Origin of the sequence: Bacillus sp. FSL K6-3431 (assembly GCF_038002605.1) — a bacterium.
Lineage (GTDB): Bacteria > Bacillota > Bacilli > Bacillales > Bacillaceae_C > Lederbergia.
The window spans coordinates 5,126,225-5,142,146 of record NZ_JBBOCT010000001.1 but is presented as its reverse complement, the minus strand read 5'-3'; the positions used below and the strand labels follow the sequence as shown (position 1 = coordinate 5,142,146).

14 protein-coding genes are annotated in these 15,922 nt (G+C 35.7%); 1 reads left to right on the top strand and 13 read right to left on the bottom strand.

Annotation, left to right across the window (positions count from 1 at the left end; all coding sequences use genetic code 11):
• Positions 1-33: 33 nt before the first annotated feature.
• Positions 34-840, bottom strand: coding sequence for a phytanoyl-CoA dioxygenase family protein (locus MHB53_RS24475; RefSeq protein ID WP_340923600.1), 807 nt, complete (start codon positions 838-840; stop codon positions 34-36).
• Positions 841-918: 78 nt separating this feature from the next.
• Here MHB53_RS24475 and MHB53_RS24470 point away from each other — a divergent pair, with 78 nt between their 5' ends.
• Positions 919-1,764, top strand: coding sequence for a helix-turn-helix domain-containing protein (locus tag MHB53_RS24470; protein WP_340923597.1), 846 nt, complete (start codon positions 919-921; stop codon positions 1,762-1,764).
• Positions 1,765-2,109: 345 nt separating this feature from the next.
• Here MHB53_RS24470 and MHB53_RS24465 read toward each other — a convergent pair whose 3' ends face one another.
• From MHB53_RS24465 to MHB53_RS24410, 12 genes are all read right to left on the bottom strand, one after another.
• Entirely contained in the window at positions 2,110-2,877 is a 768-nt protein-coding gene (locus tag MHB53_RS24465) for a hydroxypyruvate isomerase family protein (RefSeq protein WP_340923594.1), read from the bottom strand.
• A gap of 187 nt (positions 2,878-3,064) precedes the next feature.
• Positions 3,065-4,057 carry a sugar kinase gene (locus MHB53_RS24460; RefSeq protein ID WP_340923591.1) on the bottom strand — a complete coding sequence of 331 codons (993 nt, stop codon included), beginning with the start codon at positions 4,055-4,057 and terminating at the stop codon, positions 3,065-3,067.
• A gap of 160 nt (positions 4,058-4,217) precedes the next feature.
• On the bottom strand, positions 4,218-4,622 hold the full coding sequence (locus tag MHB53_RS24455; protein ID WP_340923588.1) for a DUF6157 family protein: 405 nt from the start codon (positions 4,620-4,622) through the stop codon (positions 4,218-4,220).
• Between the two features lie 281 nt (positions 4,623-4,903).
• Positions 4,904-6,052: a galactonate dehydratase gene (gene dgoD, locus MHB53_RS24450; protein WP_340923585.1), complete on the bottom strand. Its 1,149-nt coding sequence runs from the start codon at positions 6,050-6,052 to the stop codon at positions 4,904-4,906.
• A gap of 579 nt (positions 6,053-6,631) precedes the next feature.
• A complete protein-coding gene (locus MHB53_RS24445; RefSeq protein WP_445661481.1) occupies positions 6,632-7,792 on the bottom strand; it encodes a Gfo/Idh/MocA family protein in 1,161 nt (386 codons plus the stop codon).
• A complete protein-coding gene (locus MHB53_RS24440) occupies positions 7,792-8,754 on the bottom strand; it encodes a sugar phosphate isomerase/epimerase family protein (protein ID WP_340923582.1) in 963 nt (320 codons plus the stop codon). The genes MHB53_RS24445 and MHB53_RS24440 overlap by 1 nt, the downstream gene beginning before the upstream one ends.
• 20 nt (positions 8,755-8,774) lie before the next feature.
• Complete coding sequence (locus MHB53_RS24435) at positions 8,775-9,605, bottom strand: carbohydrate ABC transporter permease (RefSeq protein WP_340923580.1); 831 nt, start codon at positions 9,603-9,605, stop codon at positions 8,775-8,777.
• Positions 9,602-10,489, bottom strand: a complete 888-nt coding sequence (locus tag MHB53_RS24430) for a carbohydrate ABC transporter permease (protein WP_340923578.1) — start codon at positions 10,487-10,489, stop codon at positions 9,602-9,604. Before MHB53_RS24430 ends, MHB53_RS24435 begins: the two co-directional genes overlap by 4 nt.
• Before the next feature lie 49 nt (positions 10,490-10,538).
• Positions 10,539-11,792 (bottom strand): sugar ABC transporter substrate-binding protein, encoded by a 1,254-nt coding sequence (locus tag MHB53_RS24425; protein ID WP_340923575.1) that lies wholly within the window; start codon positions 11,790-11,792, stop codon positions 10,539-10,541.
• A gap of 15 nt (positions 11,793-11,807) precedes the next feature.
• A complete protein-coding gene (locus MHB53_RS24420; protein ID WP_340923572.1) occupies positions 11,808-12,806 on the bottom strand; it encodes a Gfo/Idh/MocA family protein in 999 nt (332 codons plus the stop codon).
• A gap of 168 nt (positions 12,807-12,974) precedes the next feature.
• Entirely contained in the window at positions 12,975-14,009 is a 1,035-nt protein-coding gene (locus MHB53_RS24415) for a LacI family DNA-binding transcriptional regulator (protein WP_340923568.1), read from the bottom strand.
• Between the two features lie 403 nt (positions 14,010-14,412).
• The gene (locus MHB53_RS24410; RefSeq protein ID WP_340923566.1) at positions 14,413-15,765 is read right to left on the bottom strand and encodes an MFS transporter; all 1,353 of its coding nucleotides are present in this window, start codon (positions 15,763-15,765) and stop codon (positions 14,413-14,415) included.
• Positions 15,766-15,922: the final 157 nt, after the last annotated feature.

Sequence of the window (15,922 nt, the reverse complement as noted above, 5' to 3'; positions counted from 1 at the left end):
TGCATCTTTTTCTCAACAATTATAAAGGGTCTTTTAGTTCATCGCAACCTGGTCAAATTCATTGCCACATGGAGTTGACTTACTTACTTCAACAGTTATCTCTGATCCATCTTGATGTAACAGAGGCTTGTAAAAGTCTCCCGCCTTTGTAGTAGATATGCCAGCATAATGGCATATAAATGATCGGCGGAAATTATCTTTAGATACATTAGGGTATGATCCATGAATAACATTTCCGTTAAAGAACAACACGTCTCCTGGTTCAAGAATAGCTGGAACAGGCTTAAGTCCCTCAGGTACATTTACTTCCTCACGAGTAAACGATTTCTCTGGATCAGCTTCATGAGGACATTGTACCTCAGAGTATTGAGATTTTGGAACGATGTGTAAACCACCGTTCTCTTCATTTGATTGGTCCACTGCGGTCCAAGCCGCAATACATGTTCCTGGCTCAACTTTTAAATAAAAGTTGTCTTGGTGAAGCGCTTGCCCCTTGGCACCCGGTGGTTTGAAATAGAACATACTTTGCGCTGCAAGCGGCTCCTCTCCAAGTAAATTTGTTAGTACTGTAAATACCCTTAAATCTAACATATATTTCATAGATACCGTATCGATTTTGTGAGGATGCATAATTCTTGGATACATTTTCAATACATTCCCATTCGCTTTTTCTTCCGTTAAAGGGGAAAAGTGACCCGGTATAGGACCCGCTGCATGCATTCGCATGAAATGTTCCTTTAATCGTTCCGTTTCTTCTTTAGAAAACAATCCCTTTACAATCAAATAACCTTCTTTATCAAACATTTCTTTTTGTTCATGAACGTTAGCTTTGTTTTTCACAAATAACACACTCCCTTTTATTAGAAAATTGCTTATAATTAAATGATAAAGGAAAATGATAAAAAAGGAATGTATGATATGACTAAAAACCTTAACAATCCTGCTATTATTACAACTGCTCCATCTTCTGGTGTACTTATTTGCGATCATTTTAACCAAATGGAGGAATACAAGGTTTCTAGGCCAGATGGAACGAAAGACTGGTTAATTACTTATACAATATCAGGGAAAGGTCAATTTACAGTAGATAATCATGTGCAAATTGTAAAAATAGGGGATTTAGCTATTCTTAAACCTAGGACAATCCATCAATACGCAACACATGGCACACAGTGGGAATTTATATGGGCACACTTTCTACCAAAGGAAACATGGATTGAATTACTGATGCTACCGGAGCGATCCAAAGGCCTTATTCATTTAAACATCGAACGACCACAACTGCAGGAACGTGTATTAGGTAGTTTCCAACGCATGATTCGAGATAATCATAGCATTCACTCGTTATCCAAAGAGTTATCCATGAATGCACTTGAAGAGATATTATTAGCAGTGAACCAATGGGCACAAACGAATGATAAAGTAAAAGTTGATTTACGGGTTCAGGAAGTATTACAGATTTTTAGCGAAAATTTAAAAGAATCCCATACTCTAGAATCCATTTCAAGAAAAGTATCCCTATCTCCCTCACGCCTATCCCATTTATTTCGCGAACAAATTGGTGTTTCCATCATGGCCACTCTTTTATCAATAAGGCTCAGACAGGCAGCTCGGCTACTTGAGTTTACGAATAGGTCTATTTCAGAAGTTGCGGGTGATGTAGGCTTTTCTAGCCCTTTTTATTTTACAAAACAATTTACCGCTTTTTATGGGATGAATCCTAGAGATTTCCGCAAGCGACTATTTGATAAATTGCGTAATTAGCTAACAGAACTAAGTTCATCACTTATTGATTCCGTAACGGCTTTATTTCTCTTTAGGCATAAATAGAAGAGATGCTGACCAGCATCTCTTCACGGGCTGTCTGGAAAGTCTCGACAGCTATTTATTCAATTTGGACGATACTGAGCACACATTCTCAGTTATTGGTATTTCAAATATAAAAAACTTTTCATTACTGAACTTTTCGTAATAAGCTTTTTTCCAGTGCATCCAAATATCTTTTATCATGGCTTTCCAATCCATCAAGCCTTTACACTATTCACGTTTCGAGCTATTAGATTATGTTCGTTCATTTTTATTGTTAGTTATTGTAAAGTCTAAATCTATTTATGCATTGACGTTTTTTATAATATTTTCTTTAAAATTTTTTAATGCTTGATCTGTATCAATCGTATATCCACATTCTAGACCAATAAAACCATCAAAACCTGTATTCTTTATCGCCTTTAAAATATGGACATAATTCAATTCACCAGTTCCAGGTTGATTCCTGCCAGGATTATCGGCGATATGATAATGATTGATTCTTTGAATATAATTCGTCGCATTTCTAATAACATTGCCTTCAGTAATTTGTTGATGGTATACATCAAAAACAAGTTTCACATTCGGACTTCCTACTTCGTCAATCATCATAATTGCTTCATCCGATTTTTGCAAAAAATGTCCAGGATGATCCACCAGACCATTTAGCGGTTCAACCTCCAAAACTATATTTGCCTCCTCGCAGAGATCTGCGCATTGCTTTAATGTCTTAATCATCGCTTGATATTGTGTTTTACGTTCAACACCTTCAATAAAATTTCCAGTTTGGGTAATGATCGCTTTTGTACCAAGCACCTTACAAGCTGTTATCGTTTCTTTTAACCCTGACAAGTACTCCTCTCTTTTACTAGGGTCCACCAAATTAAAATAGCGGGTGCATGTTGAGATGATTCCGGCCCCAATTCTTTCTTGTTCTCTGGCAATCTGATTTAATTCTAAATCCCACCAATGATAATACTCTATCCCGTCAAAGCCATGGGCTTTCACTTTTTCAAGATGATATATGATATCTTTTCCTGGATACGCTCCAATACAAAGCGAAAATTTCATGTGACATCTCCCTCATTCCATTTGGAACACCAGAAGCCTCTTTTCTATTATAATCAAAAAAGAAACTCCCATTTTTACAATTTTCCTCATTAGTATTCATAGCCATAGACAATTTCCGAATAGAAAAGAACGATTAGTATCTTCGCAGTTGGATGTTCCTCCCTAACCGTTCTTGAAAGGAATGACTCTATCGAGAAATTGCTTTTTCCCCCTGTTCCATACTCTGTAACTCTTTTAATGTTGGAAGCTCTTCCCAATCCCCTTTGAATTGAACAGTTAGAGCACCAAGATGATTGCCGCGTTCAATCGCTTGTTTCACTATATTTTTTATTTTAGATGGGCTTTCTAGCGCACTCTTTAAATCGTTCACATCTAGTAAAACAGATAAACAGCCACTCGCAAAAGCATCTCCGGCACCGATTGTATCTACAATCTGTTTCACTTTAATACTTTCTTTTTTGGTTGTGTATTCTTCCGTAATTGCAATGGAACCTTTTTCCCCCAATTTCAGAAGAATTAGGCTTGGTCCCTTATTTAATAGTATTTCGCCATATTCATCCAATGATTTCTCACCAAATAAAAATTGACACTCGTCTAACCCCGGCATAAAAATGTCACATAAAGGAATCATTTTTATAATCGTTTTTCTAGCTTTTTCTTCACTCCATAGTTTTCTGCGTATATTGGGATCTAAAGAAATGGTCATGCCTTTTGCCTTCGCTCTTTCCATTACTTCCATGATCATATCTGCTGTCGCTTCTCCCAATGCTGGTGTAATGCCAGTTATATGCAAATGCCGTGCACTCTCAAGCCATTCTGATTGAATATCTGTAGATTTCATTTTACTTGCCGCTGAATTTTTTCGATAATAATAAACAGTTGGATCATAAGCCCCTTTAATATCTTTAAAGTAGACTGCAGTATTTTCCTTCGACTGAACCTTACATAAAGATACGTCTATCCCTTCGCCAGTTAGCGTAGAAAGTAAAAACCTTCCAAAGGGATCATCCCCCACATGACTGATCCATCTCACTTTTTTCTCCATACGAGTTAAACCAATCGCTACATTAGATTCCGCACCAGCAATTGTTTTTGTGAATAGTGGAGCATATTGTATCGAACGATCCATCATTGGCTGAAAAAGAATCATACTTTCACCTATCGTTACAACATCAACCATTTTCCATACATCCTTTACTGCTTCGACATTTTTGGCTATTATATTAATTAATAACTTTTTTTCATCACTGACAACAAAATACAGGGGTCTTAGAATGTCAAATTGTTTTTCTCTTACGCTTGTTCAATCAGTAAGAGAAAGGAATTTAATATATGAATTATTATTTATTTCTTTTCGAACGCATGCCTTTTATTATGGAAATGTTATCCGTTTTCAGAAATTGATTATAGGTTTCACTCTTAACATCATATATGGCAATTTTTCCTTGGTCATCATAGTGAATGCCCCATCCATATTTTTTTACTAACGGAGAAGCCCTAAAACATGCTTTCGTTTTTGTGAAAAACAATTCTCGTAAATCATTTATATTATTTAATTCACTTTGATTCTTGATCAAATAAGTTTCAAATTGAACATCTTCCTGTGTGTATTTATAAGGATTATTCTTAATTAAATCATATTCAATAGAAGCAACAGTAGGTTTTTTGTTTCTTGGGACAGGTACAATCGAGGAAGCAAGATTTGAATCCTCAGAAATAGTAATAAAAGTGTCTTTGTAACTCAAGTAACACCCCTCCTTAGATAAGTCGAGTGAGAACCTTAGTTTAATTAGTGGGTCTGAATTATCTCTCACGCGTACCTTTATTGCATCCATTAATAAATCAAGATACATACTCCAAGCTTTAAGGTTGGCTATTAGTTCTACAATCACACATATAATTCTTCAAAACTACTTTTGACAGTTTCCCGCAAAATTCAAAAACTTAATATTTTCAAGACCTATTGCACCATTACATATTTATCAACAGGTTCCCTATTCTTTTCCGACTTTCAACTGATTTATAATTACCATTCCGCAACACTTCCATCCTGATGACGCCACACGGGGTTTTTCCAATTATGACCTATCTCCGCCATCTTCCTTATGTAATCTTCATTCATTTCAAGCCCGAGTCCTGGACCCTGTGGGATGGCAACTTGACCATCTTTATAAGAAAAGACAGATTTATCTTTTAAATAATCTAGCAGATCATTTCCCTGATTGTAATGTATACCCAAACTTTGTTCTTGAATAATTGCATTATGTGCTGTCGCATCAACCTGCAAACATGCTGCTAACGCGATCGGACCAAGTGGACAATGCGGGGCGACCGCCACATCATATGCTTCTGCCATGGAAAATATTTTTTTACACTCAGTAATTCCTCCTGCATGAGAAAGATCCGGTTGAATAATATCAACATACCCATCATGTAGTAATTTTTTAAAATCCCATCTGGAAAACATTCTTTCCCCTGTTGCGATAGGGATATTAGTTGCGTTGGCAATCTCTCGTAAAGCCTCATTATTTTCTGGGAGTACTGGTTCCTCAATAAACATCGGACGAAAGGGTTCTAATTCTTTTGCAAGAATCTTCGCCATTGGCTTATGAACTCGCCCATGAAAATCAATACCGATACCGATATAATTACCTGCCGCTTCACGGACCGCCGCAATCCTCTCAATTGCTTTATCGATTTTTTCGTAAGAGTCAATATATTGTAATTCCTCTATTCCGTTCATCTTGATTGCTGTAAATCCACTTTTAACGGCTTCCCTTGCAGCAAGTCCAACATCAACCGGGCGATCTCCTCCGATCCATGAATAAACACGAATGGATTCCCGACAAGCCCCACCTAATAATTGATAGATTGGTGTTTGAAGAAACTTACCTTTTATATCCCAAAGTGCTTGGTCAATTCCAGCAATTGCGCTCATTAATATCGGGCCACCACGGTAAAAGCCCGATCGGTACATGACATTCCAATGATCTTCTATTCTCATTGGATCTTTTCCAATAAGATAACTCATTAATTCTTCTACACAAGCCTTAACTGTTGCTGCTCTTCCTTCAACTATCGGCTCTCCCCAGCCAATAATGCCCTCATCTGTTTCTACTTTTAAAAAAAGCCAACGTGGTGGTACTTGAAAAAGTTCAAAACTAGTAATCTTCATAATAGCTTTCCCTCCACATATCATAATTCTAAATTTGTAAGTGCTTTCATTATATTATTGTAGCATATGGGTTTTACATTCTCCTAGCATAAATCAGTTGGTTTTAGAGTTTATGAATAAATTAGTAGCAAACTAAATTGCCTAATTACTGCCGTATCTTCCACACATAATATTTTTATTGTAAATGAACAATTGGAATTTACCCTTAAACCAATTAAACTGGCCTTCCAGTAGGAAGCCAGCTTTTTCATATACATTTTGTATTTTTTGTCAATCAAAATGTATGAACATGGGATTTACATTTAATCTTTTATCTTAGATAATAGTTTCTAGTTTTATCCATTTTATTTTGACCGCAATAAATATTTCAAGTTTTCTAAACCTCTTCCAACCATAAAGAAACCTGCATAGATTCAAATCTAAACAGGTTTCAATACTCTCCTTTAATCAAGAACAACTACGAATAGCATTTAGATTTCTTCGTTTTTTTAACCTAATAGGTCTAATTCGGTTTGTGAATATTCCTCCAATACGAATATTTGCATTTATAAAATAATCTATACAATGAAACGATGGATATTAAATATATTTCTCGATTTTTTCCCATGTTTTGTTTTCTGAGGATTTTTCAACTGCTTCCATAATTGCTTGATTGATATGGCCATCTTCAAAATTTGGAGATGGCGATTCTCCTTTTTCAAGCCCCTTCATTAATTCAACAACTAAATTAATAAATGTATGTTCGTATCCGATAATATGGGCTGCAGGCCAATACGCTCCCGCATATGGATGAACCTCTTCTGTACAATTGATTTTTCTGAATCCTTGTGTTCCTTCTTCATCAGACCCCAAATATAGTTCAAGTTCATTTAAGTTTTCAGCATTCCATTTTATTGAACCTTTTTCTCCATTAATCTCAAATTTATTAGCATTTCTATTTCCTTTAGCAAATCGTGTTGCTTCAAATGTACCAATTGCTCCATTTTTAAACCTTGCAATAAAAATACTGGCATCATCCACTTCTACTTTCTTAAATTCAGTAGTTGAAGCAACACCAGTTAATCCTGAACTTTCTGCAACAGCTGGCCTCTCCTTAATAAAGGTTTCAAGCAAGCCGGATACTTCATCAAACTCTCCAACTAGGAATCTTGCCAAATCGATCAAATGCGCTGCTAAATCACCATGTGACCCAGAACCACTCACCGATTTTTCCAATCTCCAGACAAGTGGGAAGTTTGGATCCATAATCCAATCTTGGAGGTAATTTGCTCTAATATGATAAATCTTTCCTAACTTACCCTCATCAATTAGTTTCTTAGCATATTGTATCGCAGGAGCAAAACGATAATTGTAATTCACCATATGAATGACATTGTTTTTCTTTACCGCCTCCAACATTCTCCTCGATTCCTCAAGTGTCAAGGCTAATGGCTTTTCACAATACACATGCTTTCCTGCCTCAGCAGCAGCTATCGCAATTTCCGCGTGATTATTATTTGGAGTAACAATATCTATTAAATCAATATCATCCCTTGCAATAAGCACCTTCCAATCAGTTTCATAACTATTCCAACCGAATTTTTCTACAGCTGCTTTAACCCCATCTTCATTCCTTCCACATATTGCTTGTCTTATCGGCTTTACTCCTAAATCAAAAAAGAAAGGGGCATCCCGGTATGCATGTGAATGGGCCTTACCCATAAACTTATATCCCACCATACCTATTCTAATTTCTTGCATTACGCCCACCATAAATCTTTCGCTCCTTCTTTAATAATCATATCTTTTAAGAAGGTAACAGCTTTTGTATAACCTTCATCCACACTCATTAAACCATCTTCATGCTCGATACTAACAGATCCATTATATCCAATTGTTTCAAGCGCACTAATTATTTCTCTCCATACATCTTCCCCGTGACCATACCCCACAGTTCTGAAAACCCATGAGCGGTTTGCAATATCACGATAAGATTTAGTGTCAAGAACCCCATTATATGAATTATTCAATGGATCAATCCGCGTATCTTTAGCATGGAAATGATATAGTGCATCTCCTAGAGCTTTAATGCTGTTTACCGGATCCATTCCTTGCCAAAAATAGTGACTTGGATCAAAGTTGGCGCCAATTTTTTCACCACATTCATTTCTTAATCGGAGAATCGTTTCTGTGTTATAAACTACAAATCCAGGATGTGGTTCAATCGCTGCTCTGACATTATATTCTTCTAGTAATGCAACTTGCTCTTTCCAATATGGAATAACTTTGTTTTCCCATTGCCATTCTACTACAGTCGAAAAATCATCTGGCCATGGGCACGTAATCCAAACTGGGTGTTTAGAATGCTCAGATTCACCAGGACATCCAGAAAAGGTGACTATATTTTCGACGCCTAACTTTGCAGCAAGTTTAACCGTATTTACAAATGCTTCATGATGCTCAATTGCAATTTCTTCATTGGGATGCAATGCATTACCATGGCAACTTAACGCACTAATTTGCATACCCCTAGATTCGAACGCTTGCTTGAATGTATCTAGTTTGCTTTCATCTGCAAGTAACTCTTTCGGATTACAATGTGCATTCCCAACATAGCCACCAGTACCAATCTCAACTGTATCTACACCACTTTCTTTCACATAATCCAACATTTCATCTAAGGACATTTTTGAAAAAAGTACAGCGAATACACCTAGTTGCATTCCTCATCTCTCCCATTCTATTATTTTTCTGAACCTGCAGTAATACCGCTAACAATATACTTTTGTAATAATAAAAACATAATAATAATTGGCGCAGCTGCAATGGTGGAAACTGACATTAAGTTATCCCATTGCGTGCCATATTGCCCAATAAACTTCGTCAATCCCATCGTTAATGGCCTTATTTTCTCATCTGTCGCTAAAGTTAGCGCGAAGATCAAATCTCCCCAAGCAAATAAGAAACTAAATGTACCAACAGTTAGAACAGTTGGCTTTGTCAATGGCAAGATAATCCTAATGAATGCTGTAAACGCGTTACACCCATCTACTACGGCAGCATCCTCCAACCCTTTAGGAATGGATAAGAAAAATGGCCTCATGACTACAATCGCAAATGGGAGCGCTGTTGTTGTATTTCCTATAATCAATGCCAAATAGCTATTAAGAAGCCCTAATTTACTGAACAAAATAAACAGTGGCATAGCCATCATAATTCCGGGAATCATCTGTGTGATCAATAAAATTAATATTAATATGGACGCACCTTTAAGTCGAAATCTCGCTAATGCATACGCACAAGGTAATGCAATCATTAAAGTGAATAGAGCTGTTCCAGCAGCAATAATAAACGAGTTTTTCAAATATGGAAGTAAGCTTTGATCTTCAATTAAATTTTTTACATAAGCATCAAATTGAATACTCTCTGGAATGATCATTGGTGGCGTTGCAAAAACATCTTGAATTGGTTTGATCGATGTCGTAATCATCCAATATATTGGAAACAAAAATACAATTGTAAACAGGATTGCAACAAGGAGCAACATGTACTGTTTTGCTGTATATTTCTTCATGCTGACTCCTCCTTCTTAATCATATATAGATATACAAGTGAGATGCACATTAAGATTAATAGGATTATTGTTGCTACCGCACCGCTCGTTCCAAAGTTAAAATTAACAAACGCCTGTTCATACCCGAAAAATGGAAGCACTTGCGTTGCATTAACTGGACCGCCACCAGTCATGATTAAAATAATATCGAATACTTTAAATGTATAAATAATCCCAAGCACTAAGATGATCAATAGTGTTGGTTTCATGAGTGGCATTGTAATCTTTGTAAAGGTTTGCAACTTATTTGCCCCATCAATTTTTGCAGCTTCGTATACTTCCCCTGGCAATGCTTGAAGAGCAGATAAGATCAAAATCATATTGAATGGGATTCCCACCCATATATTTGTAATAATAACCGCTGTTAATGCTGTACTTTCCTGACCTAGCCAATTAATTGGATTATCAATAATATGAATATTCATTAGAAAATAATTGATTACACCATAGTCAACGTCGAATAGCCATTTAAATAATGTTCCTGTAATCACAAGAGGTGTCATCCACGCTAACAAAAGTATAGATCGAAAAAAGTTTCTAAATGGGAAATCTTGATTAAAAAATAATGCCAATAAATAACCAATTACAACTTGAAAGAAGATACATGTAATTGTGTAGATAAAAGTATTTTTAAATGCAACAAGAAATTTCTCAGATTGAAAAATCTCAACATAGTTCTGCAATCCAATAAACAGCCCACCACTATTTAAATTACTAATCGTTAAGTCTTGAAAACTGACAACTATATTATAAATAATCGGATAAATCATAAAACATAGGACAAAAAGGACTGCGGGTAGTACAAAAAGATAGAGTGGTAAGCTTTTCTTTGGTGAATCATACATCATAAAACCTCCTTTACTCTAAATAGGAGAGAAGTTCTCTCCTATTCATTTATTGCGGTAATAATGGTTCAATCTTTTTAGCCGCATCGTCCATTACTTTTTCAACATCTTCACCAGTAATCGCGCGCTGTATAGCTTCTTGCACATTGCTAGAAATTTCCGGATACTTTGTACCATAAGCTCTTGGCTTTGCCGATTTTAATTGTTCCATGAAAACTTTTACACTTTCATCTTTTGCCCAAATATATTGTGCATCAGATCCAACATCTTCTCTACTCGGTAATCTACCACCAAGTTCATGCATAGGTCCTAGAATTTCAGGTTGCTGAGTCCATTTTATAAAATCCCAAGCTTCTTTTTTATTTTTTGTATCGGCTGTAATTGCCCAGTTTTCTCCACCAAGAACGGAAGCAGAGTTTTTATTTTGTGGCATTAGGAACACGCCCCAATTCATATCTTTTGAATCTTTTTCTAAAATTGGAATTTGCCAAGGTCCATTTTCCATCATGGCAGCTTTTTGAGTTTGAAACTGAACTAATACATCTGATTGATCCCAGTTAATCATGTTTTTCGACAAAGATCCTTCGTTCACGAGATTTTGAATTAGGCTCATAGCGTTTTTGGCATCAGGGCTATCGAATGAATCTAAATCAGCTCCAGACTGCCATAGATACGGAAGAAATTGGAACGTACCTTCTTCACTTTTTTTCCCTGCCATTGCAAAGCCTTTCACATCACCATTCGTTAATTTCTTAGAAGTTTCGGTAAATTCATCCCATGTCTTAGGTATTTCGGTAACGCCTGCTTGTTCAAATAATTCTTTGTTGTAATATATCGCCAACGCGTTACTGTTATTTGGAATTCCGTAGTATTTCCCATCAAGCTTAGCCGAATCCATCGCACCTTGATAGTATTTATCAGCTTGCCCCCAATCTTCCACTTCTTTAGTAATATCAGCAAATACTCCTGCCTCAATAAAGGATTGGTGATCAGGGTTATCAATCACCACAATATCTGGTAAAGAGTTCCCTGCAATTCCTTGTAGAAGTTTAGTCTTTAAGTCTGCAAATGGAATATAGGTTCTTTCAAATTTAATGTTAGGGTTTTCACTTTCATATTGCTCAATAAGCGCTCTTTGCTCTTCATCTGAAGATGAGTCTGGTGCTAAATAGTCCCAAACAGTAATAACAACTTGTCCATCTGCATTTTTATTGTCCGTTGACTTTTTTGAATCAGAATTATTGCACGCCGCTAAAAGAAATAAACAAAACACACTAAATAAAAATAATAGTCTTTTTTTCATATTTTACTAACCCCTTTACTTTAATAGAGACTTTAGTTCAATTTCTTTTTCCTGTTTTATTGACTCTAGAGCAGCACCCACTATAGCAAAACTATTAATATTGTCTGCTAAGTCCGTTATAGGTTTTCTATTTTCTTTAATCGCTTTTGTCATTTCATAAAATGAATACTCACGGTCTTCATACTCCATTGAAACTAACTTTAGTTCTTTGGATGATCCATCTTCAAATGTTATTGTAGGAATATCATCATTTAATTCTATAACACCTTTTTCCCCTACTAGCTTAAACTCTCCATTCCATGGCGTTTCTTTACCTCTCGTTACCCAGCTTCCAAAGTAATTAATGAGTATGTCCTCAAACTTCATAATGACAGTGGCAGTACTATTCCCATTAAACCAACTCCAAGTAGGTTTCATACTTTTCGCATAAACTGTGGATGCTTCAACTCCTAGTATGTGACGCATTAAGTCAAAATGGTGAATACTCATATCCTCAATAAGAATTTCTTTGTATTGATCTCGCCATCCTCCAAATTTTGTAGCACGCCTGAAATTCCATTCAACATATTCAATTTTTCCAACAACTTCTTCTTGGACAGCTTTTTTAACTGCTTCTATTTCAGGTCTCCAACGATAATTTTGACTTATCATCACAAACTTTTGATACTGCTTTGATTTTTCTAGTAACTCTGTTGCATCATCCAAGGTGTGTGCAATCGGTTTTTCCATGAATACATTTAAATTACTTTCTAATGCGTCTAATGCTAATTTTTTATGTGTTTGTGGAGGGGTGATGATGACAGCAATATCTGCCTTTACTTTTGAAAACGCTTCTAAATAATCAGTAAAGTACTCTACCTTGCTATTTTTTATCAATCCTTTCGCATTTTTGAGATTATCAGGGTTCAGATCAACAACTCCCACTAATTCCACGTCTTCAAAATTATCCAATATTTCTAGCCAAGACGTACCAAAACCTCCTGTACCTACTTGAATTACTTTTAATTTAATCATAACAAGTCCCCTTTCTGACTCTTCTAAATAATGATGTACGTATGTCATTTTATTCTTAAAAAAAAGAAGAAATACTGATAATTTCATCTTAAACAAAAGTAAGCGTTTTACATTTATAGCTTAATAGATTTTTCGATGTACGTCAATCATTTATTTGTTTTTTTATAATTATTGAAAAATATAGTACCTAGCATTCGATGGTGTAACAATTTCAAGTTTTATAATGGTTTCTGTCGTTTCACTTCTTTCTTCTAATAATAAGTAGTTAAAAACGTTTTTTACAGTAATCATTGCTTGACTCGATGGATCTTGACAAATAACAGCCTTGATTACTTTCTTTTGTAGAAAATTATTAATCTTTTCACTCATATCATGACCAATTAATATTTTATCATCGTCATACTCTTCTTCATTTACATATTCTGCTATGTCCCCCAGAATACCATTGGCAACATATATTGCAGTGCTCTTTTTTAATTCCTCTTTTTTCCACTCCTCATCTAACTGGATGTTATCACTCTTAACAGGTAATGTATGAATCATAATATCGATTTTATTAGAATTATAATAATCTCTAAATCCTTTTTCTTTATTGGTCATTTGAAAGGTATCTTCATCTTCCCTAATAATTACTACGTCTTTTAATTCTTTTGAAAACAAATGAACTAATTCAGCTGCTAAAAATCCTGCCCGATAATAATCTCCACCAACAAATGAAATTCTTTTACTCAGAGGCACATCATTATTCAAAGTGAATATAGGAAGCCCTTTTATTACACCTTCGTTTATCACATCAGTATAAGGATCTGCATCATGAGGCGAAATAACGAGTGCATCGTAAGAGTTTTGATCTATTATTCTTTTAATAAACTGAATTTGTATTTCTTTTGGAATCGTATCTATTCTAAATATTTGTACCTCAAAACCAAAATTTTCATATACTTGCGCTGCTTTGCTTATTTCAGATTCGATTTCATCCCAAAAGTAATTAGGTACGATCGGTAAAATAAAAGCTACCTTGGTTTTCTTTTGAGTCGCTAGATATTTCGCAGCAGTATTTGGTTTATACCCTAATTCTTCTGCTTTTCTTTTAACCCTCTTGATTGTTTTCACACTAACACCTTTCCTGTTATTTAAGACACGATCGACAGTTGCTGTTGAAACTCCTAGTTCTTCCGCAATCATTTTTGCTGTTACTTTCACTTTTCTCACCTACACTATTTTTTCAATATACTGTTCTTCTTATTACATGATAGCATAAAATATATAAAATTTTATTGTGATTCTTCTTTCAAAAGCTATGTAATATGATGCTGTTGGTCTTCGGCTCTTTTTAACTATGCTGAAAACTGCATTTTCTCAGAATGAACCAAATATCTTCTAATCCGTGATATTGATTAACATAGCCAAATCAAAAAAAAAATTACCATCCATAGAATGATTCTATAGTCGCTGACCAATGAATCAGAGGCCAGGGAAATAGCTAAAAAAATATGGAGATTTGCAGACACGATGGAAAGCAATAAATGGATAACCCTCGATTCCTTTAAAGGGAATCGGGGGTTTATTCATCAACTACACAATGATTTCTATCATCAATGGGAGATTAGTGATCTTTTACTTGTATTCGGCCCGGCAGCCTTAATGCTAAAGCAAGTACAAAAATACAGAAGATAAAACATACAATCGCTACGATATGAAGATTTGCAACATCCAAATGACGATTAAATGTCAAACCTAGTAAGCTGGAGGATAAAATGGAACCAAGATACCGACTGGTTTGAAATAGACCTGATGCCGAACCCGTGTCCTCCGGTCTGACATGTTCATAAAGAGCTGTCTGCATCGAGAGATTATTAAAGCCATTACTCATTCCAAGTACTGCCATAATGACAAGCAACCAAATAAGTGGCGAGGATTCATGATAGGTTAATAATAAACCCGTACCAATTAACAGCAAGGTTGCCCCGATAACCATTGGCAGTTTTGAACCGTAAATATCAATCATACGGCCTGCGAGTGGTGAAACAATCACCCCAAAACCTGCCAAAGCCAGCATAATTAACCCAGTATGCAGTTCACTGTAATGCCGAACTTGTTGTAAAAACGTTGGGAATCCAAAAAAGTAGCAATAATATATCAGATTAATACTCATGAACTGCAAGTAAATGAATGTAACATTATGATCTGTCTTTAACGCCTTCATATCAATAAAGGGATCTTGATGTTTGAGTTCATAAAAGTAAAATCCTACAATTCCCACTGAAAAAACGATCAATGCCCACCATCGAATATGATGATCGAGTGACAATAAAAATAATATTAATCCTATAATTGATATAGTAAATAAACTGATTCCCACGAAATCAATTCGCTTTAACTCAAACTTCCCTTGACCTGTATTAGGCAAAATAAAAATAGCCATTACAAAGGACAGTACAATAAATGGAAAGTTAATAATAAAAATAGCTGCCCAATCCCAGGACGATATGAGAAATCCACCAATTGAAGGACCAAATGCGGCAGATGTTGAAGCAAAAATTGACAACACAGCCAGTGCCTTCCCTTGTCCCTTTGTAATATGGGTTCGAACCATACTCATTCCACTAGGAAATAGAGTCGAACTTCCGATCGCCTGTAATGCCCTGCATCCCAATAAAAAGGGATAGTTTGGTGAAAATGGTGCCAACATGGATGTTGCAGCTACAATAATAAGGCCACCTAAAAAAAGCTTTTTCGGGCCAAACATATCACTTAATTTCCCCATCACTGGTTGCCCTGCAGCACTAGCGAGGTAAAAAATAGAGATCAACCAGGTGGCATCAGCAAATGTTAGCGAAAATTCATGCTGCAATCGTGTTAATGCCACCGAAATCATGGATGAATTTAAAGGATTAAGTAATGTTCCAAGCCCAATTGTTAAAATAAATAGCCAAGGTTTCCTCAGCTTTTCTGTCATTATTATCACCTTTTATATGTTGTCAAGTATAAATCAATACCTACATCATATGGGAAAAAGGAGTAGGTGCAAAGTATTTTGGTTTGGGTAGGAGACTGCCCGTCTTAATAAAGGAACCTATTTACCTTTTGGGTCAATAATATAAGGGTTATCATTA